At 45.0% G+C, this 23,210-nt stretch carries 20 protein-coding genes; 13 read left to right on the forward strand and 7 right to left on the reverse strand.

Annotation, left to right across the window (positions count from 1 at the left end; translation table 11 throughout):
* Nucleotides 1-83: 83 nt before the first annotated feature.
* Nucleotides 84-656: an L-threonylcarbamoyladenylate synthase gene (locus tag KYK27_RS10255; RefSeq protein WP_199109918.1), complete on the reverse strand. Its 573-nt coding sequence runs from the start codon at nucleotides 654-656 to the stop codon at nucleotides 84-86.
* Nucleotides 657-755: 99 nt separating this feature from the next.
* Nucleotides 756-1,157: a methylmalonyl-CoA epimerase gene (gene mce / locus KYK27_RS10260; RefSeq protein ID WP_199109919.1), complete on the reverse strand. Its 402-nt coding sequence runs from the start codon at nucleotides 1,155-1,157 to the stop codon at nucleotides 756-758.
* 111 nt (nucleotides 1,158-1,268) lie between these two features.
* Here mce and KYK27_RS10265 point away from each other — a divergent pair, with 111 nt between their 5' ends.
* From KYK27_RS10265 to KYK27_RS10280, 4 genes are all read left to right on the forward strand, one after another.
* On the forward strand, nucleotides 1,269-2,483 hold the full coding sequence (locus KYK27_RS10265) for an IscS subfamily cysteine desulfurase (protein WP_199109920.1): 1,215 nt from the start codon (nucleotides 1,269-1,271) through the stop codon (nucleotides 2,481-2,483).
* A gap of 108 nt (nucleotides 2,484-2,591) precedes the next feature.
* The gene (gene iscU, locus KYK27_RS10270) at nucleotides 2,592-3,005 is read left to right on the forward strand and encodes a Fe-S cluster assembly scaffold IscU (RefSeq protein ID WP_162427054.1); all 414 of its coding nucleotides are present in this window, start codon (nucleotides 2,592-2,594) and stop codon (nucleotides 3,003-3,005) included.
* A 16-nt stretch (nucleotides 3,006-3,021) separates the two neighbouring features.
* Complete coding sequence (locus KYK27_RS10275) at nucleotides 3,022-3,429, forward strand: hypothetical protein (protein ID WP_199109921.1); 408 nt, start codon at nucleotides 3,022-3,024, stop codon at nucleotides 3,427-3,429.
* Nucleotides 3,430-3,441: 12 nt separating this feature from the next.
* The gene (locus KYK27_RS10280) at nucleotides 3,442-3,768 is read left to right on the forward strand and encodes a HesB/IscA family protein (RefSeq protein WP_199109922.1); all 327 of its coding nucleotides are present in this window, start codon (nucleotides 3,442-3,444) and stop codon (nucleotides 3,766-3,768) included.
* Nucleotides 3,769-3,837: 69 nt separating this feature from the next.
* Here KYK27_RS10280 and KYK27_RS10285 read toward each other — a convergent pair whose 3' ends face one another.
* Nucleotides 3,838-5,136, reverse strand: a complete 1,299-nt coding sequence (locus tag KYK27_RS10285) for a T9SS C-terminal target domain-containing protein (RefSeq protein ID WP_199109923.1) — start codon at nucleotides 5,134-5,136, stop codon at nucleotides 3,838-3,840.
* Between the two features lie 224 nt (nucleotides 5,137-5,360).
* On the opposite strand from KYK27_RS10285, the gene KYK27_RS10290 reads away from it, so the two are divergent.
* From KYK27_RS10290 to lysA, 9 genes are all read left to right on the forward strand, one after another.
* Nucleotides 5,361-5,759 (forward strand): hypothetical protein, encoded by a 399-nt coding sequence (locus KYK27_RS10290; protein WP_199109924.1) that lies wholly within the window; start codon nucleotides 5,361-5,363, stop codon nucleotides 5,757-5,759.
* A gap of 137 nt (nucleotides 5,760-5,896) precedes the next feature.
* On the forward strand, nucleotides 5,897-6,898 hold the full coding sequence (bioB, locus tag KYK27_RS10295) for a biotin synthase BioB (protein WP_199109925.1): 1,002 nt from the start codon (nucleotides 5,897-5,899) through the stop codon (nucleotides 6,896-6,898).
* A 99-nt stretch (nucleotides 6,899-6,997) separates the two neighbouring features.
* Entirely contained in the window at nucleotides 6,998-8,107 is a 1,110-nt protein-coding gene (locus KYK27_RS10300; RefSeq protein ID WP_233150367.1) for an aminotransferase class I/II-fold pyridoxal phosphate-dependent enzyme, read from the forward strand.
* On the forward strand, nucleotides 8,104-8,718 hold the full coding sequence (bioD, locus tag KYK27_RS10305; RefSeq protein ID WP_199109926.1) for a dethiobiotin synthase: 615 nt from the start codon (nucleotides 8,104-8,106) through the stop codon (nucleotides 8,716-8,718). Before KYK27_RS10300 ends, bioD begins: the two co-directional genes overlap by 4 nt.
* 66 nt (nucleotides 8,719-8,784) lie before the next feature.
* Nucleotides 8,785-10,062 (forward strand): adenosylmethionine--8-amino-7-oxononanoate transaminase, encoded by a 1,278-nt coding sequence (gene bioA / locus KYK27_RS10310; protein ID WP_199109927.1) that lies wholly within the window; start codon nucleotides 8,785-8,787, stop codon nucleotides 10,060-10,062.
* Between the two features lie 72 nt (nucleotides 10,063-10,134).
* Entirely contained in the window at nucleotides 10,135-11,334 is a 1,200-nt protein-coding gene (locus KYK27_RS10315; RefSeq protein WP_199109928.1) for a beta-ketoacyl synthase N-terminal-like domain-containing protein, read from the forward strand.
* 299 nt (nucleotides 11,335-11,633) lie between these two features.
* Nucleotides 11,634-15,932, forward strand: a complete 4,299-nt coding sequence (locus KYK27_RS10320) for a T9SS type A sorting domain-containing protein (protein ID WP_199109929.1) — start codon at nucleotides 11,634-11,636, stop codon at nucleotides 15,930-15,932.
* 148 nt (nucleotides 15,933-16,080) lie between these two features.
* Nucleotides 16,081-17,391, forward strand: a complete 1,311-nt coding sequence (locus tag KYK27_RS10325; protein WP_199109930.1) for an aspartate kinase — start codon at nucleotides 16,081-16,083, stop codon at nucleotides 17,389-17,391.
* A 10-nt stretch (nucleotides 17,392-17,401) separates the two neighbouring features.
* Nucleotides 17,402-18,544 (forward strand): diaminopimelate decarboxylase, encoded by a 1,143-nt coding sequence (gene lysA / locus KYK27_RS10330; protein ID WP_199109931.1) that lies wholly within the window; start codon nucleotides 17,402-17,404, stop codon nucleotides 18,542-18,544.
* A gap of 80 nt (nucleotides 18,545-18,624) precedes the next feature.
* Here lysA and KYK27_RS10335 read toward each other — a convergent pair whose 3' ends face one another.
* From KYK27_RS10335 to KYK27_RS10350, 4 genes are all read right to left on the reverse strand, one after another.
* On the reverse strand, nucleotides 18,625-19,293 hold the full coding sequence (locus tag KYK27_RS10335; RefSeq protein ID WP_199109932.1) for a hypothetical protein: 669 nt from the start codon (nucleotides 19,291-19,293) through the stop codon (nucleotides 18,625-18,627).
* 172 nt (nucleotides 19,294-19,465) lie between these two features.
* The gene (locus KYK27_RS10340) at nucleotides 19,466-20,716 is read right to left on the reverse strand and encodes a homoserine dehydrogenase (protein WP_199109933.1); all 1,251 of its coding nucleotides are present in this window, start codon (nucleotides 20,714-20,716) and stop codon (nucleotides 19,466-19,468) included.
* On the reverse strand, nucleotides 20,697-21,758 hold the full coding sequence (metX, locus tag KYK27_RS10345; RefSeq protein ID WP_199109934.1) for a homoserine O-acetyltransferase MetX: 1,062 nt from the start codon (nucleotides 21,756-21,758) through the stop codon (nucleotides 20,697-20,699). The genes KYK27_RS10340 and metX overlap by 20 nt, the downstream gene beginning before the upstream one ends.
* Before the next feature lie 8 nt (nucleotides 21,759-21,766).
* Nucleotides 21,767-23,095 (reverse strand): O-acetylhomoserine aminocarboxypropyltransferase/cysteine synthase family protein, encoded by a 1,329-nt coding sequence (locus KYK27_RS10350; RefSeq protein ID WP_199109935.1) that lies wholly within the window; start codon nucleotides 23,093-23,095, stop codon nucleotides 21,767-21,769.
* Nucleotides 23,096-23,210: the final 115 nt, after the last annotated feature.

The raw sequence follows: 23,210 nt of genomic DNA on the forward strand, positions 1-23,210 counted from the left end.
GGAGAACAGACAAATAGTTAAAATAACTACAGGCCAATCTATATTTAGTACTTCGTTCTATCTAAAATAGTGGCTGGCTATAGTTACTCTCTTATAGTTTCTATTTCGCCGTTGGCCTTTATTTTTACGATACGTGATGGCCTGGCTTCTGATTCTTCATCCTGTCGCCAGCGAACTACATAATCAACCCGTTTTTTCACTTCTTCATCTATATCAGCAAAGGTAGCCGGTGATTTACCGCCACTCAGGTTAGCTGATGTAGAAACCAAAGGTCTGTCGAGCTGGCGTATCAGTTTATGGCAGAACTCATCCTTCACCACCCGTATAGCTATAGTTCCGTCAGGGGCAATTACTTCTTCTGGCAGATTCTGTGCTCCTTCAAAAATATAAGTAGTTGGCTGTTCCTGCTCTTCCAGCATCTTTTCAAATGCATCCGGAACATTCTCTACATAGTGCTTCACCATACCTATATCAGCAACCAATATGATCATAGATTTGGAAGGATCGCGCTCTTTTATTTTAAAGACTTTTTGTACTGCCTTAGCTTCGTGCGCATCGCAGCCTATACCCCAAACCGTATCAGTCGGGTACAGAATTACATTGCCCATCAGTAATTCTTCCTCAGCCGCCTGCACTTCCCTTACTAAGTCTTTCATAGTTTCAATTATTTAATTTTTGATAGTTAATTCTTGGTCGACCTGCTAACTATAACTCTTTAATTCCAAAGAAAACAATCAGCAGTAAACAACCAGCAATTACTTCATTTCCTGTGTCAGTTCAATCAGTACGCCGTTGGCACTTTTGGGGTGCACAAAGCAAACCAGTTTATTATCAGCGCCCTTCTTAGGTTGTTCGTTCAGTAAAATAAAACCATCCTGTTTCAGGCGCTCCATTTCCGCTATAATATCTTCTACTTCAAATGCGATATGATGGATGCCTTCGCCACGCTTTTCTATAAACTTTGCAATGGCACTGTCCGGGTTGGTGGCTTCCAGTAACTCAATTTTGGTTTCGCCTACCCTGAAGAACGAAGTATTAACTCCCTCCGACTCCACATACTCTGCCTTATACGGTTCTACGCCAAGTAATTTATAGTATAAACTGTTTGCCTCACTAAAATTTTTAACAGCTATACCGATGTGTTCTACCTTCTTCATTTTTAATTTGTAATTAGTCTAAGTAAGTAAAATTTCGTATTTTTGCACCGAATCAAAACTAATCAATTCTGCCGACTGTTATGGTAGCAGAGTTATAAGAGATAAAGTGCTATGCTAACATTTCCGATATATTTAGACAACAACGCTACTACGCCGCTGGACCCGCGCGTACTGGATGCTATGATGCCTTACCTGACCAATAAGTTTGGTAATGCGGCTTCCCGTAACCACGCTTTTGGCTGGCATGCAGAAGAAGCTGTTGATTATGCCCGCGAACAGATTGCTTCGCTTATTAACTGTTCTCCAAAAGAGATCATTTTTACTTCCGGTGCTACCGAGTCTGATAACCTGGCTATTAAGGGTGTGTTCGAAATGTACGCTACCAAGGGTAATCATATTATCACGGCTACAACAGAGCATAAAGCTGTACTTGATACGTGCAAGCATATTGAAAAGCTAGGCGGAAAGGTAACTTATCTGAAAGTTAACGAAAAAGGCCTTATCGACCTGAAAGAACTGGAGGAAGCGATCACGGATAAGACCATCCTGATCTCTATTATGTATGCCAACAACGAAGTTGGTGTAATCCAGCCAATCAAGGAAATTTCTGCTATCGCTAAAAAGCATGGTGTGCTGTTCTTTACAGATGCTACGCAGGCGGTAGGTAAAATACCAGTAGATGTAGAAGCAGACGGTATTGACCTGATGGCTTTCTCTGGCCACAAAATGTACGGCCCTAAGGGCGTTGGTGCATTATATGTGCGTCGTAAAAACCCACGTGTTAAAGTTACTGCCCAGATGGATGGTGGCGGACACGAGCGTGGCATGCGTTCCGGTACACTTAACGTAACTGGTATAGTTGGTTTAGGTAAAGCCTGTGAGCTTGCCAAGCAGGAAATGGAAGCTGACACAGCTCGTATCTCTGCTATGCGCGACCGTTTAGAAAAAGAGCTTCTAACTATAGAAGAGTCTTATGTGAACGGATCTGTGGAGCACCGTTTACCACACGTAACTAACATCTCGTTTAAATATGTTGAAGGCGAAGGCCTGATGATGGGTGTGAAAGACATCGCAGTTTCTTCGGGATCTGCCTGTACATCAGCATCTTTGGAGCCATCTTACGTATTAAAAGCATTAGGTTTAAGCGATGACCTGGCACACTCTTCACTGCGTTTCGGTTTCAGCAGATTCACAACTGACGAAGAAGTGGATTACGCGATCGGCCACGTGAAAGAAGCAGTTGCCAAACTTCGTGAAATGTCTCCGCTTTGGGAGATGTACAAAGAAGGCATCGACCTGAACTCTATTGAGTGGGCAGAACACTAAGAGATATTAATTAAAAATTAGAAGTTAAAAATTAGAAATGATTTCTGATTCTTACTTCTAACTATAATTTCTAATTCATAATTTTTAATTTCTAATTAAACAAAAGCTATGGCTTATTCAGATAAAGTAATTGACCATTATAACAACCCACGTAACGTTGGTACGCTTGATAAAGCGAAGAACAATGTGGGTACCGGCCTTGTAGGTGCACCTGAGTGCGGCGACGTAATGCGCCTTCAGATTGAAGTAGATGAAAACCAGATCATCACCGATGCCAAGTTCAAGACATTTGGTTGTGGTTCTGCCATCGCTTCTTCGTCTTTAGCTACGGAGTGGTTAAAAGGTAAATCTGTTGATGAGGCATTATCTATCGACAACATGGACATAGTGGAAGAACTGGCTTTACCGCCTGTTAAAATTCACTGCTCCGTGCTGGCTGAAGATGCAATTAAATCTGCGATCAACGACTACAGAGTAAAGAACGGTTTACCAGCCTTAGAGCTGCCTAAGTCTCACCACTAAGAAACCGGACTCACGAATGGAGTCGAAGACAGATGTGCACGTTGAAAGTGCACGCATTCAGAAGCAGATTGAAAACCACTTAGGAATAAGCGGCAGCAGTCTGCTTTTTGAGTTTCGCCAGATGGACAACAAAACCCGTCTGGACCTGATTACGGTAAATCCGCGCCACAACCAGTCGTTCCTGTTCCATACAGAAGTTGGTTACGACCGTGTGGATGTGCTCCGCAAAATGTGGGAGTACGTGCAGAATTACCGCGATAAGGAAAGCTCTTTTACAGTGCAGTGGATGGCTCGCGGTGACAAGGAATTGAACACCTCTTACTTCAGGGCACGCAATATGTACGAGGCGCTAGATAAATTATACTTTAGCCGCGACATGAACACTATTACTGTTTTTAGTGTTGTAATGAATCCGGTGTCTTAAAGATTTATAGTTATGATAACAGTATCAGATAAAGCAAAAGAGAAAGTTATAAAACTGAAGCATGATGCGCAGTTAAATGATACCTTCCGTTTGCGTGCTTCTGTTGCAGGCGGTGGTTGCTCCGGTCTGTCTTATAACCTTGACTTTGATGATGAGGTGAAGCCTATGGACCAGGAGTTCGAAGACAAAGGCATTAAGGTAGTGGTTGACATGAAAAGCTTCCTGTACCTGGCCGGTACTGAACTCGATTTCTCTGACGGACTGAACGGTAAGGGCTTTTACTTTAACAACCCGAACGCTAGCCGTACCTGCGGTTGCGGAGACAGCTTCTCGGTATAACAGAGCAAAACATATAAAACAGAAAAGGCAGCTATAGTTAGCTGCCTTTTCTGTTTGGAACGAGGTTGCCTATCGTTTTACAAACCAGAGCATCTGTCTCTCACCTTTTGTATTGCTAAGAAGCAAACTATAGTTTCCGGCCTTTAAATGACTAACAACCAAAGTGCGTTTTCTAACTTGGAAAGGAACGGGTTCGTGAAGTATAAGCCGACCGGCAAGGTCATAAATAGTAATTGTATTGCATTGATCGGGCAAGTCTAAACTCAAAGTACTGGTAGCTATAGTTGGGTAAAGCAGTGCTTTGGCCAGGGCCTTTACGTGTACAGCTACTACCTTGGAGTAACTATAGGTGCCATCATAGTCTACTTGCTTCAGCCGGTAAAAAGCTGCTCCGTTTAAAGGCTGCTCATCGGTAAATCTATAGTCGGATTGAAGTGCGCTGGTGCCTTTACCTACTATAGTTGCGACGTCTGCAAACTCTTTTCCGGTTAGGCTGCGCTCTACTATAAAATGGCTGTTGTTCTTTTCTGAAGCGGTTGCCCACTGTAGCTGTACAGCATTATTTTGCGCCGTAGCTTTAAAGTTTACCAATTCCACCGGAAGTATAGTTGGTCCACTACTAACCTGAGTACTCCAAGTTAAACTAAAATCATCTATCGCCAGGCCATGGTCATTTTCAAATTCATCCAAATCTTTCCAGCGCAGCATTACATAGCCTTTATCAGGAATCGTAACCGGGATAGATGCAGATAGGTAGCGTTTATTGGCAGGGTCATTTCCATTCAAAGCTCCTCCGGCAGCGTAAAAAACAGGCCCCTTAAAATCCAGTTCTTTTACACTCGTCCAGCCTGCATCTGATTTAGGAGAAAGGTTAAAAGCAGACGGCTCAGTGCCGGTGGCATACCAGAAAGATAACATGTGCTGCGGGGTGGCCGCTCTGGCACTTCTCCACTGCTCGCCTGTATAACTGATATTTAATGAGGTAATGGTTTGTCCTGTATTGTTCTGAATCAGTAATCCCCATGAGAACTCTCCAACGTCTTTACTAGCAGATGCAATAGAACCTAAAGCACGATCTGTACTTCCGGCTAAACCAAAACTATACAAACCACCAGCATTGTGTGAGCCTGTACCAACTGCAAGAGTTAAAGTTACGGGTGCGGTCCGGTAGAGGGACCATCCTGGAAAATATTGAGTACCATGCTCCCATGTACCTGTCCCGGAAGATGGAAGCGCATTAAAATCCTGTGTGTAACTTTTAGTGAAGGGGTTGAGGCTGATCTGGGCCATAGCATCCTCAGAAAGTACTACTACCAATAACAGGCAACCAAAGAAAAAATTTGCAATGCGGGTAAAACGTCTTACCATATACCTATAGTTTAAGCATTTATCTTTTCACTGAAGACAGAATTTGATTTCAGAATTTCCAGCTTAACTTACAGCTTCTTACTATAGTTCAAATCAACAACTAATATTTATAAAATATTTTATACAATTGAGAACTATAGCTTATAGATAATCATACAAGCATTTTTAGCACATAATATTTATTTTTAAGAATATTTCTGATATTGAGCTAAAACCAAATAACTATGAACACAAAAATCCTTATGTCTGCAAGTGCTATCGTGTTAGGCGCTATCGGTATTTTACTTTCATTTTTTCCGGATGAGATATTAGAATACACAGGGGCAAGTTCGGTTTCGTTTTTTCAGTTAATTCTACAGCTATTAGGTGCGGGCTACCTGGGGTTTGCGATGCTTAACTGGATGGCTCGTGGCAATTTAATTGGCGGTATTTACAGCCGGCCTATAGCTATCGGAAACCTGATGCATTTTATAGTTGCCGGGCTAGCCTTGTTAAAAACAGCTTATGGCAGCCAGGGCACTACAGTAGTATGGGTTGCTGCTGCTCTTTTCCTGGTATTTGCTGTACTCTTTGCAATGGTCACATTCAGGCATCCGCTCCAGTCTAAAGAAGCTGTTGCGTAACCCGGATCATAAAACCTTTCATCGTAGAAACCTTTAGTTACAGCATCAGTTAGCATTTTTTCCTTAAAATTTGCCTCCACTTTCATTTTTTATTCCTGATTCTACGACCTACCTTAGCGGTCCAATAACAGTGAACTATGAGCCAATTCGAAAATAACGCAGACATTCGTACCGACTGGACGCTGGACGAGATAAAAGCAATATATTATAAGCCAATTCTGGAATTAATCGTGGAAGCGGCGAATGTTCATAAAATTCATCAGGCAACCGGCGAAGTCCAGGTTTGCACCTTGCTTTCGGTTAAGACCGGCGGCTGCCCTGAAGATTGCTCTTATTGCCCGCAGGCTGCCCGTTTCCATACCGGTGTAGACGTGCATAAACTACTAAGCCAGGAACAGGTATTAACTGCAGCACAACGTGCGAAAGATGGTGGTTCTACCCGTTTTTGTATGGGCGCTGCCTGGCGCGAAGTGCGCGATAACCGCGATTTCGACAAGGTACTGGACATGGTAAAAGGCGTAAACGAAATGGGTCTTGAAGTTTGCTGTACCCTTGGTATGGTAAACGAGTACCAGGCTGAAAAATTGAAGGAAGCTGGCCTATATGCTTACAACCACAACTTAGACACTTCCGAAGAAAACTATAGTAACATTATTACGACCCGCACTTACGACGACCGCCTTGATACCATTGAGAACGTGCGTAAAGCGGGTATCTCGGTTTGCTCTGGCGGTATTATTGGCTTAGGCGAGACCGACGAAGACCGTATTGGCATGTTGCATACCTTGTCTACACTAATACAGCACCCTGAATCTGTTCCGGTAAACGCGCTTGTTCCGGTTAAAGGTACACCACTCGAAAATCAGCCACTGGTAACGGTTTGGGAAATGGTGCGCATGATTGCGACCGCCCGAATCCTGATGCCTAAAACTATGGTCCGTCTGTCGGCTGGCCGTGAGCGCATGAGCGTAACTGAGCAGGCACTTTGCTTCCTGGCGGGTGCAAACTCAATCTTCACAGGAGAGAAACTGTTAACCACTCCTAACCCGGACTTCGATCAGGATAAAGCCATGTTCGAGTTGCTGGGCTTAAATCCAAGAAAATCATTTAAAGAAGAAGGACAACCAGAGGTTGTTTAGACAAAAGGTTTTTTGACAAAAGACAATAGACTTTTGAGTTAATATATTGCTTACTTTTAAATCTTTTGTCTTTTGTCAAATAGTCCTTTATCACGAAGATTGCAGCAAAAGCTGGCGGAAAGGGCTGCGCAGGGTAACCTGCGTGCGCTTAAAACCACCACCGGCCTGGCTGACTTTTGCTCTAACGATTACCTGGGGCTTGCCCGATCAGAGAAGCTGCGGGAGTTGATTCGAGAAGAAGAAGTCAACTATAAACATCTGCCATTAGGAGCAACCGGCTCCCGGCTTTTATCCGGTAATCATCCGCTTTTCGAAGAACTGGAAACTATAGTTGCGGCTTACCATAAAGGCGAGTCGGCGCTGCTGTTTAACTCCGGTTACATGGCTAATGTGGGCTTGCTATCTGCTTTGCCCCAACGCGGCGACACCGTTTTTTACGACGAAGCCAGTCATGCATCCATGAAAGACGGCCTGCGCCTGAGCTTTGCCAAAAGCTATAGTTTCAGGCACAACGATGTGCAGGACCTACGACAAAAACTAAAACTGGCCACAGGGCAGATCTATGTAGTAGTAGAGTCGGTTTATTCGATGGACGGCGACAAAGCCCCCTTGCAGGAGTTAGCTATAGTTTGCGAAGAACATAATGCCGCCCTTATAGTTGACGAGGCCCATGCCGTGGGTTTGTATGGCCCAAATGGTGAAGGACTAACTATAGCGTTAGGGTTGCAGGACAAAGTTTTTGCGCAGGTTATTACCTACGGCAAAGCCATGGGCAGTCACGGTGCTGCTATAGTTGGCCCAAAGGTGCTACGCGAGTTTCTGATAAACTATAGCCGTGCCTTTATTTATACAACCGGCTTGCCTACGCACGCCCTGCTGGCGTTGAAATGTGCTTATAGTTTGCTGCCGCTATTACAACCCATACGGGAAAGGGTAAAACAGCTGGCTGCTCAACTATACGAACAGCTAAATACAGTTAAAGGCATTCGTTGTACGCCTGCGGATAGTGTGATACTTTCTGTTTTTACAGAGGATAGTGTCCAGTTAAAGCCGCTGGCCCAAAGCTTACAGCAGCAGGGTTTTGATGTGCGCCCGGTGCTATCGCCGACGGTACCGAAAGGAAAAGAAAGATTACGTGTAATTGTACACGCTTATAATACTGAAGAAGAAATTGTGGGCCTCGTGCAGGCCATAGCCAACCACTTATGAAACGCTATTTTGTGACAGGCATCGGAACGGAAGTAGGGAAAACCGTCGCCGCTGCTATTTTAACCGAAGCCCTGCAAGCCGACTACTGGAAGCCAGTGCAAGCCGGCGGACTTGATTTTACAGATACAGACACGGTACACAGCCTGGTTTCTAACCCTGTTTCTGTTTTTCACCCCGAAGCTTACCGCCTGAAAATGGCTGCTTCGCCGCATAAAGCTGCCGCTGCCGAAGGCCGTGAGATTGATGTGCTTGGCATAACTTTACCTGAAACCAACAACAACCTGATTGTGGAAGGTGCCGGCGGCCTGATGGTACCACTCAATAAACGTTACCTGATCCTGGATCTGGTACAGCAACTGGGCCTGGAAGTGGTGCTGGTTTCACGAAATTATTTAGGGAGTATCAACCACACCCTGCTTACTGCCGAAGTGCTGCGTTATCGCAAAGTACCGGTAGCAGGCATCATTTTTAACGGCGAAGAAAACAGCTCTACTGAAGACTTCATCATAAAATATACTGGCCTGCGCCGCCTGCCATCTATCCGCCAGGAAGCTGATTTCTGCCCGGAAACTATAGCCGAGTACGCGAAAGACTTTGTACCATACCTGTAACATTAAGTAAAACAGCCTATAGCTAAAACTCTACTAAACAGTTATTTACTTTATAATTAATTATTTATGAGCTTAGCCGAACGCGACCAACAGATCATCTGGCACCCGTATACGCAGATGAAAACAGCTGCTTTGCCAATTGCTATAGTTCGGGGCGAAGGTGCACTTTTATATGCGGAGGATGGAAAGGAATATATTGATGCCGTAGCCTCGTGGTGGGTAAATCTGCACGGGCATGCGCATCCTCACATTGCTAAAAAAGTATCGGAGCAACTACAGACACTGGAACATGTGATCTTTGCCGGCTTCACACACCAGCCTGCCGTAGCGTTAGCCGAAGGCTTACTGAAAATTTTACCGCAAGGCCAAAGCAAGGTCTTTTATTCTGATAACGGCTCTACGGCGGTAGAAGTAGCGCTTAAAATGGCGATACAATACTGGGCTAACCTGGGTACTCCCAAAAAGAAGATCATCGCTTTCAGGGATTCTTACCACGGCGATACGTTTGGGGCCATGGCCGTGAGCAGCCGCAGCGCATTTACTGCTCCGTTCTGGTCATATTTGTTCGAGGTTGATTTTATTGATGTACCCGTTGCCGGAAACGAAGCGGAAACAATAGCGCAGCTTGAAGCCCTGGCAATTGCCGGAAATGTAGCTGCCTTTATTTACGAGCCGCTGGTTTTAGGCACAGCCGGCATGATCATGTACGAGCCGGAGGTATTAGATAAGCTAATCGACATTTGCCAGCAGCATAACATCTTAACTATAGCTGACGAAGTAATGACCGGTTTTGGGCGTACCGGTAAACTTTTTGCCAGCCATTATCTGCAAAACAAACCGGACATGGTTTGTTTATCGAAAGGCCTGACAGGTGGCACGATGGCGCTGGGCGTGACAACCTGTAACACCAGAATATATGATGCTTTTCTTGCAGATGATAAAGGTAAAACGCTCTTCCATGGCCATAGTTATACGGCTAACCCAGTTGCCTGCGCTGCCGGTATTGCCAGCCTGGAGCTAACTATCAGCCCCGAAACACAGCAAAACCTTGACCGAATTTCAAACAGCCACCAGGCATTTGCAGATGAGTTGAAACCTCTACAGGGAATAAAGGAAGTAAGGCAGCGCGGAACGATCCTGGCCATTGAATTTGCGGATGAAAGCACCTCTTACTTCAGCAACTTACGCGATGTGTTTTACAATTATGCATTGGAGCAGGGCGTTATCCTGCGGCCACTGGGAAACATCATCTATATCATTCCGCCCTACTGCATTACCGATGCACAGCTTCATAAAGTGTACCAAACTATAAAAGGCATGCAGGCATTACTTGTCAATCGTTAATTGTAGTTTACTGATTATTAAGTTGTTGATCCACTAATTTAGAGAATTCCGGTTCAGACATATTGCACAAGTTTGAAAGCAGAAAAGCAACATATTGTCATCAAAGGCTGCGGAGCAATATCCCCGTTAGGTCACGATTCTGAAACTATAGCACACAGCTATAGTTCAGGCAAATCTGCTTTCAAAACTATAGTTCATCAGGGCAAAAAAACTCCGGTTGCTACACTAACGCCTGAAGCTGAAGAGCAATTAAAGCTACTCCAGCAAATTAACCCCAACTATAAGCACCTCGACCGTTCCGTGTTGATGGCAGTGTACGCGGCACGACATGCTGCAGAGCAGGCCGGCTGGTTGCAGCAGAATTTCCCAGACCAGGATTTAGGGGTAAACATCGGATCGTCGCGCGGAGCAACAGGTTTACTGGAGCAGCATTACACCAACTTTCAGCAGGATAAATTAACTTCGGGCTCCTCTCCTACTACCACATTGGGTAACTTGTCGAGCTGGGTGGCACATGCCGTAAATGCCGGGGGCGCACAGATAAGTCATTCCATAACCTGCAGCACTGCTTTAATGGCAATTGCCAATGCTACTGCCTGGTTAAAAGCAGGAATGGCCAAGCGTTTTTTAGCCGGCGGCACCGAAGCACCACTTACCGATTTTACTATTGCCCAGATGAAAGCAGTAGGTATTTACTCTAAACTATACGACCAGCCTTTCCCCTGTCAGCCTTACGCCACCGCAAAGCAAAACACCTTTGTGCTGGGTGAGGGTGCCGCTGTATTTGCCCTGGAACTGGTAGCCGAAAGTGAACTTAAACCCGGAACTATAGTTGTGGAAACCATCGGACTTGGTTTTGAGCCAATTAAAAGCAAGACAGGAATCTCAGCCGATGGTCTGAACTTTCAGCAAAGTATGCGCCATGCACTAAGCCAGCTGCCCGACCAAGACCAACAAGTAGACCTGATTATCACCCATTCGCCTGGAACTATAGCCGGCGATGCCGCAGAGCTCCAAGCCATCCAGACTGTTTTGGGAAAATCTATACCGCCCATCACAACAAATAAACACCTGATCGGTCATACGCTAGGTGCATCCGGCGCATTAAGTTTGCAGTATGGTATATTTATTTTAAAAAATCAGCAATTTTCTCCTTTCAACTATCCTATAATTATTCAGCCTTCAGAATTGCCTCATACATACAATCGTGTGCTTATAAATGCCGCTGGCTTTGGCGGAAACGCTGCTTCTATAATTTTAAGACAGATTTAGTATAACGTCCTGTTTGTAATTATTCCCTTATTAACCCTGATACATAAACAGATAACACCTAATATTTTCTTGATAAATACATAATCATCCTTTTAGATAAGGATTTTTTATTACCATATTTGCACCTTCATTTAGGATGATATCAATAAATGCATATAACTATAGCTAATAAAGAGTTAATAAATTTATAGAATTGATACAATTGCTTGTTGATTATATACTTAGTACCCGCTCCCTCTTACCCCGCTCTAAGCAAATAAGACTGTGAAAACTTTAGTTTTCAATTCCTTTTAGCCAAAATGAATAAAACTTTACGTGACGCTACGTTAAGCAGCTTGTTACTGCTTTGCTTTGTATTTATTACTTCATATGCTAATGCCCAAACTCCTGGCCTTATTTATAAGATCGCAACTAACGGAGGCAATAAAATTCTGGACCCTAACGGCGATGGATATATCTCAAAAACTAATTTGGGATTTCAGCTTGTGGGCGGAAACAGGTTAGACGAAGGCCCTGAATACAGCGAGATACCCTATCGTCCGTTTCCAGTATTTATGGACGAGCCATTGGCCGACCTGAAAACGGGTGGCAGCTATGGCCATACCGACTTTGCTCCTAAAGTGTATGCTAACGGCCAATTGGTTGGCTCCCCGATGGCTTCTTATTATGATGGCAAGAATTTCCTGTTTCGAGTAAGGCTGGCGGGCCAATCTACTGCTTCTAAAGGTTACAGTATTCTTATCGATACAAACAATACATTAACAGGTACAGGTATTAATCCCGGGTTTGAGTTTGAAGTGCTGCTTGCTACTAATTTTGATGTACGGGTATACGACTACAGAACGAATCCGAACGGTAGCTTAATTTTTAGTGGTTCCGTCGATCAGTATTCTCAGAAAGCGATAGCGGGTTCAACAGGTGGCGGAGACGCAGATTACTTTTACGATTTTTACGCTCCCATATCTGCATTTGCTGGCGGCATTACCGATTCTACCCCCCTCCGTATGACCGGTGTAACCGTAACCAGTGCTAAAAGCGGCATTTTCGGCGTAGCTTCGGATTTAGGTGGTGTTGATGATAACGCCTACTCAGGCACCCCTATAGTTGATATCTGGAAATCCATCATTACCAATACGCCTGTTTCTACTCCTACAGATATCAAGGATATGGGTTTTACGCCTGTTACGGCGTCAGCACCTAAAGTAAATTCTCCGATCTATACGAATAGCACAACTATTACCGGTTCAACTATTGAAATAGCAGGATCTGTTATTACGGTTTATAAAAATGGAACAAGTATAGGGACAACTACAATTGATGCTAATGGTTTCTGGAGTTTATCTACCTCGGGTATAACACTGGCACTGAACGATGCTATAACTGCCAAGGTGAAACCTAGTATGGAAAATGAGTCCCCTTCGTCTACTTCGGTATTAGTACAGTCTGCTTATACAGTATATACGCCATGTTCAACTCCTGCACCAGTAATTACCGGTGTAATGAACAATAAGAAAGGACTAATTTTAAATATCCCTGTTGATGGCAATCTTAATTTCTCTGTTAGAAACCCGGATGGCACAACAACTACCTATTTGCCTTATGCTGTAACTGCACAAAATGGTCGTGAAGTACCATTTACTTCAACCGGAAATGATTTGGGTACTGGAATTTATTATGTTACGCTTACACCTACTGGAGGAGGTTGTACTTCAATTGCTTCAAACCAATACTGCTATCAAAGTGGTAATACTGGTACAGATGCCCAAGCTCCAACTCTATCATCACCTTTAAATACAAGTTCAACATCGTTAACAGTTACTTTCACAATAGCAGGCTCAACTGTACAGTTGATACAAAATGGTGTAACCGTTTCTCCTCCTTTCACAACTTCTGGTACAACAGTTACTTATAATATTTCCGGACTCAATTTAAGAGTGGGTGATATATTTCAAGCTCGTGTAACCATACCAGGTTCATGCCAAGCTACCTCTGCCAGATCAGCAGGAGTCACAGTGCAAGCCGTTCAATCCTCTTCCCCAACTATAACCGGCACTTACTGCAGCGCAACTACAATTGTAACTGGCACATCCGTTGAAGCAGCAGGTACTATTATCAAAGTTTATGTTGGTACAACACAGGTTGGTACTACCACTGTTAATGCAAATGGCTCCTGGACGGCAACTATAACAAGCCAAACTTCTGGTACGCTTACGGCAACTGCAGCTGCTACAAATAAATCGGTTAGTGCTACATCTGCAGGGGTAACTATAAACGGTGTACCAAGTAATGCTGGCTTAGCTATTACCGGCACTTCAACGGGCACTACTATTTACGAAGGAAGCACTTCTGTAACTGGAAGTTACAATACTGCAAACGGATCTGTAATTACACTTTATATTAACGGACAAGCGTATGTAGATAAGGAAGGAAAGACGTTATATGCTACTGTATCGGGCAGTACTTTTACGTTCTCAGGTATCTCTCCTTTCGAACTTTATGCAGGCGCTAAACTAAGGGTATCAGTTAAAGCTTCTGCCGGATCAACTTGCGAAAGCGCACAGTCAGCGGAAGTTATAGTAGCGTGTAACCCGGCAGCCACAACCATGACGGCTACCTTCACAGCTGCTAAATTCTGCCCTAACACGCCGGCTTATATAAAACTGTCGACATCAGAAGCAGGTGTTATTTACAACATCTATAAAAAGAACGCTGATAATAGCTACACGCAATTCGGCCCTTCTGTTTTAGGTACGGGTTCCGCCATCACGTTACAGTCTAACCCGGTTACAACAGCAGGAACTATAGTACAGGTTAAAACTATAAAAGTAGGCGCGCCTTGCCAATACACCATAGGCGGCGACATGACGGTAGACCTTTACCCGGAAGTACCAAAAACATTTACCGTTACCGCAACTCCGGATAACTCGAATTGCGCTAATGTGCCGGTAACTATTACAGTGCAGGCCGCCGAAGCAGGCTACTCGTATCAACTGATCATTAACAACACCACGAAAGATAAAATTGGCAACCCAATCGTTCCGACTGCTAACGGTAATATTTCTTTTCCTGCCCAGATAGTCTCTAAAACTACCGAATACGGCGTTGTTATTACCAGTACATCAACAGGCTGCGTTACAGAAAACACATTACTTAAGACCATAACTATAAGTGGAGGTCCGGATGTAAACAGAGCCGTTACAGTTAACAAACCGGTTATTTGTGCAGGCACTTCTGCTATTATAAGTGTAGAAACGCAGGGAAGCACCTTTACCTATAAAATATACCAGGAAGGCAATGCTACAGCGTTAGCAACATTTGCAGGCACAAACGCGAAAGTAGACAGAACACTTACTACTCCCTTCACCACTACAGGCGTTAAAAACTTTTATGTTACCGTATCAGAAACCAATGGCTGTTCAGATTTGATGTTAACTCAGAAAGTTAGCATTACTGTAACCGATGGTACGGGCGGCGTTGTTACGGCTGGACCAGATGCAATAAGCTGTGGAAGCACCTATACCTTAGCAGGTAATAACCCATCACCGGGCACAGGTTCCTGGACTATAGTTTTAAAGCCGGCAACAGCTACAAACCTAACTATAACATCCCCAACTGCTTACAACTCCACCGTTACTGGGCTTGTTTCCGGCAACTATACTTTCAAATGGAGTGTTACCCCGGGCTGTAACGCTGGTGCCATCATATCTGATGAAGTTACCATTACAATAAATTGCTTTGCAGAATATAGTTTAGCAGGCAATAAACCAATTCCGGATTACGCTGATGGTGAGGTAATAGGCACCGTAACAGACCCGGAAGGAATACAGTCAGCGCAGCTTGTAGCAGGTAAGGGCTCGCTACCTCCAGGAATAAAGTTAAATACAACAACTGGAGCACTTTCGGTATCTGATAGATTTAGCCTGGCAAGTAACAACTATAACTTTGTGGTTAGAATAACAGACAATGTTAACAGAACTACAGACATACCGCTTGCTTTAAGATTCTATAGTTCAAGTATACGCCCAATTGATATCACCCCTCTCCCGGTAGAGCTTGTTTCTTTTACCGCGACCACCGACTTAAAAGGTGTTATACTACAGTGGATGACAGCATCGGAACTGGATAACGACAGGTTTGAGATAGAGCGCAGCGAGGATGGGAAGTCATTCAGCAATATTGGTACGGTAACCGGAAACGGCACCAGCAACCGTAAGATTAAGTATAGCTTTACTGATACAAAACCGCTCCCGGAAGTTAGCTACTATAGGTTAAAGCAGGTTGACTTTGATGGCACGTACAAATACAGCAAGATCATCAGTGTTAAAAATAAAGCACTTTTAGCTAGCACCATTTTAGAGGCGTATCCTAACCCGTTTGTTGAGAAGCTGTCTGTAACTATAACTGTACCAGCCAGTGAGACGGAAGCAACACTTACGCTTTATAACCTGCAGGGCCGCAGGTTGCAAACTATAAAAACCGCCCTCGAAAAAGGAATGAACACTTTTGAGCTGAACACACAGCAACTGGCAAGTGGTGTGTACATTATCAGGATAACAGGTAACAGCTCCGACGTATCTGCTAAAGTGCTGAAAAAGTAGTCCTGACTATTTTATACAATCATCAGAAAGGCCGGCCTCTAAAGCCGGCCTTTTTACGTAATTGTGCGGCTGCTCATACTTAAAACCTGCATAGTTTTTCTTAATTTTGCAGCTACCTTAAAATACAATTTTACACGCAAGCTTTTAAATGAGAGTATTAAAGTTCGGTGGCACCTCGGTAGGGTCTGCTGAAAGAATGAAGAACGTTGCGGACCTGATCTGCAGCGGCGAACCAAAGATTGTGGTGCTGTCTGCTATGTCGGGCACTACAAATAAGCTGGTGCAAATAGCTGAAACGCTGTACCAGAACAAGAACGAAGATGCGAATGCGCTGATTGATGCGCTACACGATAACTATAAACAGGTTGTAGAATTACTCTACACTACCCCCATAAAGAAACAACAGGCTAACGAACTGATTACGCATCATTTTGATAACATCAGGGCGTATACGCAGGACCTGTTCACTATTCACGAAGAGCGCGCTATCCTGGCGCAGGGCGAATTGCTTTCAACGGCTTTATTCCAGTTTTTCCTGGAAGAGCAGGGCATTCCGTCTGTGCTGTTGGCGGCACTTAATTTCATGAAGATCGATGAGAATGAAGAGCCGGACGCTGCTTACATTGCCAAGAATATTAAAACTGAGCTGGAAAAGTATCCGGATACAACGCTTTTCATTACACAGGGATATATCTGTCGTAATGCTTTCGGGGAAATAGATAACCTGAAGCGTGGCGGTTCAGATTACTCTGCCTCACTCATCGGTGCTGCTGTTGATGCGTCTGAAATCCAGATCTGGACAGACATTGACGGCATGCACAACAACGATCCGCGCATTGTAAAAAACACCTACCCGATTGCGGAATTGTCTTTTGATGAGGCGGCTGAGCTGGCTTATTTTGGTGCTAAAATCCTGCATCCGAGCAGCGTATTGCCAGCCAAGCAAAAAAACATACCGGTTCGCCTGCTAAACACCATGCAGCCTGAAGCAAAAGGCACGCTTATTCACGGCGAAACGTCAGGTGGTGGTATTAAAGCAGTGGCTGCGAAAGATGGCATTACAGCTATCAAAATTAAGTCAGGAAGAATGTTGCTGGCGTATGGTTTCCTGCGTAGCGTGTTCGAAGTATTTGAGCGCTACAAAACCCCGATCGATATGATCACAACCTCGGAAGTGGCTGTATCGATAACGATTGATAACAGTAAATTCCTGAACGAGATCGTAACTGAGCTGAAAGAGGTAGGCCAGGTAGAAGTCGACGAGAACCAGACGATCATTTGTGTGGTGGGTGATTTTATTGCTGAAAAGAGCGGTACCAGCCTGAAGGTTTTCGAAGCCTTGAAACACATACCGATGCGTATGATCTCTTACGGAGGCAGCAAAAACAACATCAGCCTTCTGATTAATACTCCTGATAAAGTAGAAGCGCTAACCAAACTGAACGAGGGGATTTTTTAAGGAACGCGACATGCTGAAACAACATTTACAGGAGCTGCAGCAGCACGCGACTCCTTTTTACGCATACAATTTAGACCTGCTTCGCCAGACACTTAACAGTGCCCGAACCGAGGCATCGAAATACAAGTACCACGTACATTACGCTTTAAAAGCTAACGCAAACGCACCCGTGCTTGCCGAAATGCTGCATGCAGGTTTCGGGGCCGATTGCGTAAGCGGCAATGAAGTAAAACGAGCTATTGAAAGCGGGTTTAAACCGGAGAACGTGGTTTTTGCCGGAGTTGGCAAGTCTGATGCCGAGATAAACTATGCCCTGGACCAGGACATTTTCTGCTTTAACTGCGAGTCGAAGCACGAACTGGAAATACTGAACGAACTAGCCGAAGCAAAAGGCAAAACTGCCCGCATAGCGCTACGCATCAACCCAAACGTAAATGCCAACACGCACAAGTACATTACTACAGGGCTGGAGGAAAATAAATTCGGAATAAATGCCTGGGAACTGGAAAGTGTACTCGACCTGCTGAAAACGTTGCCGAATATAGAGCTGATCGGTATTCACTTCCACATTGGTTCTCAGATAACAGACCTTACCGTTTTCAAGAACCTTTGCACACGTGTGAACGAGTTCCAGGAGTGGTTTGTATCTCGCAACATTACTCTAAAGCATATTAATGTGGGTGGCGGACTTGGTGTAGATTACTATAACCCGGACGCAAACCTGGTACCCGATTTTGAAGCTTATTTTGCCTTATTCAACCAGTTTTTGGAAGTGCGCCCAGGACAGGAAGTTCATTTTGAATTAGGACGTTCGCTGGTAGCACAATGTGGTACGCTTATTTCAAAAGTACTGTACATCAAAAAAGGCATTACTACCAACTTTGCTATATTGGATGCCGGCATGACGGAACTGATTCGCCCTGCGCTGTACCAGTCGTATCATAAAATAGAGAACCTGACCAGCGACAAAGCCGAAGAACGCTACGATGTGGTTGGCCCTATCTGCGAGTCGAGTGACTGTTTTGGAAAGGCTGTTATGCTACCTGAAACCAACCGTGGCGACCTGGTTGCTATCAGAACAGCTGGTGCGTATGGCGAGGTAATGGCCTCAGGCTATAACCTGCGTGAGAAAGCTGAGGCAATTTATTTATAGTTGCAGTTAACCTATAGTTTATAAAAAAGGTCCGCCTCCATAGCCTGGAGGCGGACCTTTTGCATTAGATCAATGGATAACTATAGCGCAAGAATAAAATCAGGTGAGGCATGCGAGATCCCTTTCTGGCCTTTCAGCAGATTGGTTAATTCAAGCGCATTTCCTTTTGAGTTTTTAGTTACGCGCAGCAGGTACGAATCTGCTCCCACCGGCCCGATCAGTTCAGCATTATAGTTGGCGGCAAAACCTTTCAGGGCAGCTATTCCGCTGGCATCCGTTTTAACCATAACTTCGTTGCTGAGGCCAACTGCCTGGTTTCCGTCTACTAAAAAAGAAGGACCCGCATATGTAACGGCGTTATCCTTTTTCAGTTCGCGTATTGCCTGTTCTGTCTGTGCACAATTCAGTCCGTCAGTTAAATTCAATGTAAACATCATTCCGGATTGGCTGGCACGCTGGCTGAGTACCCCGGTTATAAACCCGTATTTGCTGATTACCTGGTCGCGTTGTGTTTGGGTTAGTTCATTGTTAAACGCAACTATAATCTGGCTTGTGTTTATAGTTCCGAGGTTCCTGAGTTCTGCGCCCGCGCTGTAACTATAGTTTATGCAGGGGTCAGCTATTTTCAAAGGGTTCAGGAGCTTCGGATCGAAGCGTACATTACGTATTGGAGAAACGTTATCCTGCTTGCATCCTGCAAGGCCGAAAACAGTAAATATTAGTATAAGCAAGGGTAGAATAGTCTTCATAGTCATAGTTTTACAGGTCAAAGTATATCCTTGTTGTACGTATAGTTACAAGTAATAGCTATGCTCCTGTTCCACTATTTTTAATACTATTCTAAGTCAGCCCTCTTTATATAATACAATAAACTATTTCTGCTTATAACGGCACCTGCAATTATCCTGAAAACCTTACAAATCAACTGTAAACGACTTCTTCTTTCTCGCTAAATTTCAGTGCAAAATTTGTTGCCTGTTCAGCTGTAATCTCAGCTATAAATATTTGTTTACCTGCCAGATAGGACTGAATCTTTTGTAGCTTATGAACTGATATAATTGCCGTAAAATATGCTGCTTCACGTGTTTCCTGAACTTTTACAAGGTTTTCCCAATTCACTTCCGGCAAAGTGCTGCCTGCAACGCAACGCAGGTAAATGTTAATTTTATTATCCTGATTTAATGCAATGGTTTTAATAGCTGCTTTTGGGTACGAATAGCGGTAGCCAGAGAGGGCAGCTGAAACATCGGCCCAGACCGCTGAACCCGTCGGATGGCTGCCGGCTCCGAGACCTTTTATAAACTGTTCGCCTGCAAAAACCGGGGCTATAGTTACGCCATTAGTTTCGTTCGTAACATAGTATAGTTCCTGCTGTTCTGTAACAAGTGTTGGCAGCACACGCAAGCTCAATTCATTGTCCTCGGTAACTTCCGCGGAAGCAACTAACCTGATCCTCGCATTCATAGATTTGGCAAACTCCAGGTCTTCTTTTTTGATGGTATCAATTCCGAAACGCAGGACCTGTTCCGGCTTTATAGTTAGTCCAAAAGCATGCGCTGTTATCAGGCACAATTTATTTACCGAATCGAACCCACCCACATCTAATGTAGGGTCCGCTTCGGCAAAACCAAGTTCCTGGGCCTGTTGCAGCGCCAAACTATAGCTCAACCCTTCCGACTCCATTTTAGAAAGGATAAAGTTGGAAGACCCGTTGAGGATGCCGCTTACCTGCTGCAAAGGCTCCGAGCTATAGTAGCTTTCCAGGGTCCGGATAATGGGGATGCTACCGCCAACAGCTGCTTCGTATAGTAGCGTTCCGTTATAGTTCTGCTGTAGTTCGATCAGTTCCGGAAGGTGCGAGGCCAGCATTTTCTTGTTTGCCGAAACTATAGTTTTGCCTGCTTTCAGGGCCTGCTTCACGATACTATAAGCTTCGTCGGCGTCGCTGATCAGTTCGGCAAATATCGTGATGCTTTCATCCTGTAACAGATCCTGCGGGTTATAGGTAAAGGCGGATGCAGGCAAACTACGTGGCTTCTCTTTGTCTTTCACGCAAATACCGGCCACTTCTATGCCTGCCTTTTCTATTGTTTGCAGCACATCGTAAAGCCCCTGCCCTACGCACCCAAACCCAAATATCCCGATCCTGCTATTAGACTGTTTGTTGCTCATAGTATAGTTCGTTTATAGTTTCTGATTGATAAAATTTGCGGATTGCTTTAGTGAGTTGGTCTGTTTCCACTAAAAATCCGTCGTGACCATAGTTGGAGCGCAGTAATGCAAAGGCAGAGCCCGGAACCTGCTCATGTAAAAACCGCTGTTCTTCCACCGGAAAAAGCAGATCGGTATCTACTCCCACAAAAAGCGTTTTTGCCTTCAGATGATGTAAGGCCTTCTCTACTCCACCCCGGTTACGGCCTATGTTATGCGAGTCCATGGCTTTGGAAAGCAACCAGTAGGTATAGGCATTAAAGCGACCAGCCAGTTTCTCGCCCTGGTAAACCTGGTAACTAGCAGCTCTATAGTTGTCGGTAATGCTGTTGCCGGGTTCCTGTTGCGTAAGCTCATAACTGGTATAATGACGGTACGAAAGCATAGCGATGGCCCTTGCCGTTTTTAATCCCTGCTGGCCTGCTGTTTCACTATCATTGGCCCAGCTTGGGTCCTGGCGAATGGCCATGCGCTGGCTTTCGTTAAAGGCAATTCCCCAGGCAGAATGGCGCGCGTTAGAGGCCACATGGACCAACCTTTCAAACACGTCCGGCTTCTGAAGTGCCCATTCCAATGCCTGTTGTCCACCCAACGATCCACCTATCAGCGTATGTACCTGCTGCAAACCCAGTTCCTGCCGTAACAGATCGAAAGCCCCCACTATATCGCGGTTTGTAAGCTGCGGAAAACTATGAAAATAGGGTTGCAACGTGTTTGGGTTAACCGATAACGGACCAGTAGAACCATAGCAACCGCCCAGCGTATTCGCGCAAACTATAAACCAGTCTTCAGGGTCGTATAGTTTGCCTTCGCCGAACAGGCTGCTCCACCATTCTGTAAAATCGGAGTTCCCGGTCAGGGCATGGCATACCCAAATCACGTTGTCGCGCTTCCGGTTCAACTGGCCATAGGTAGTATAAGCAAGCTGGAAGCCGGGCAACGTTAAACCCGACTCCAGGCTAAATTCCTGCTGATAATGAAAAGTATGCTGTTGTGTGGACATGGAAATTATTAGTTGAGAACGGGTTCTGCTACTGCATTTTTAACAGCCGCAAAAGCCAGTTCGAAATCTGCTTTTATATCGTCAATATGTTCGATGCCGAGCGACACGCGCAATAAAGTCGGCTCTACACCTGCGCCCAGTTGTTCGGCTTCTGATAGTTGTTGGTGCGTGGTAGATGCCGGGTGAATGATCAGCGTTTTCGCATCGCCTACGTTGGCCAGGTGGCTTACCAGTTTTAAATTGTTTACAAAAGTCTCCGCCTGCTCTTTATCGCCTTTCAGCTTAAAGGATAGCACCCCGCCGAAGCCGCGTTTCAGGTATTTCGTTGCCAGTTCATGGTATTTGCTTGATTTCAGGCCCGGGTAATTCACGCTTTCTACCAGTTCATGCTGCTCCAGCCATTCGGCAATTGCCTGTGCGTTCTGCACGGTTCTTTCTACTCTAAGCGAGAGAGTTTCCAGGCCTTGCAGCAACAGGAAGGAGTTGAATGGGGAAATGGCAGGACCAAAATCACGCAAACCCTCTACCCTTGCCCTGATTGCGAAAGCGATGTTGCCAAACGGCCCATCAGCCCCAAATACTTCCCAGAAATTAAGCCCGTGGTAGCCTTCGGATGGTTCTGAGAACTGCGGAAATTTGCCGTTGCCCCAGTTAAAGTTTCCGCCATCTACAATCACACCTCCAATGCTGGTACCGTGCCCGCCAATCCATTTGGTAGCCGATTCAACTACTACATTGGCGCCATGCTCCAGTGGCCGGAACAGATAACCGCCTGCGCCAAAAGTATTGTCCACTACCAGCGGCAGGTCATGTTTCTGAGCCAGTGCGGCTATAGTTTCAAAGTCCGGAATGTTAAAGCGTGGGTTTCCGATCGTCTCCAGGTAAAGGGCTTTGGTGTTTTCGTCGATGAGTTTTTCAAAGCTTGCCACGTCATCACTGTCAGCAAAGCGGGCCTCTATGCCTAAGCGTTTAAAAGAAACCTTGAACTGGTTAAACGTGCCGCCATACAGGAAACTGCTGGTTACAAAGTTATCGCCAGCCTGCAGGATGTTAGTGAGCGCAATGAACTGCGCCGCCTGGCCTGATGACACTGCTACCGCCGCTACGCCTCCTTCCAGCGCAGCAACGCGCTTTTCAAACACGTCGGTAGTCGGGTTCTGGATACGGGTATAAATATTACCGAACTCCTTCAGGGCAAACAGGTTAGCACCATGTGCCGCATCCTTAAAAGCATAGGAAGATGTCTGGTAGATAGGAACAGCGCGGGAGCGTGTGGTTGGATCTATTTCCTGGCCTGCGTGTAGTTGTAGAGTTTCGAAACGATGTGTATTAGACATGATTTTTCTGATTAAAGAGTATAAAATGAGTTGAGTTGCGAAAAGCAAAAAGGAAGTGCGGTTATAGCAATGAGGCTACAGGTATAAACCTGCAGAAACCTGCGGGGCACAAATA

Source organism: Pontibacter populi (assembly GCF_019336435.1).
Classification (GTDB): domain Bacteria; phylum Bacteroidota; class Bacteroidia; order Cytophagales; family Hymenobacteraceae; genus Pontibacter; species Pontibacter humidus.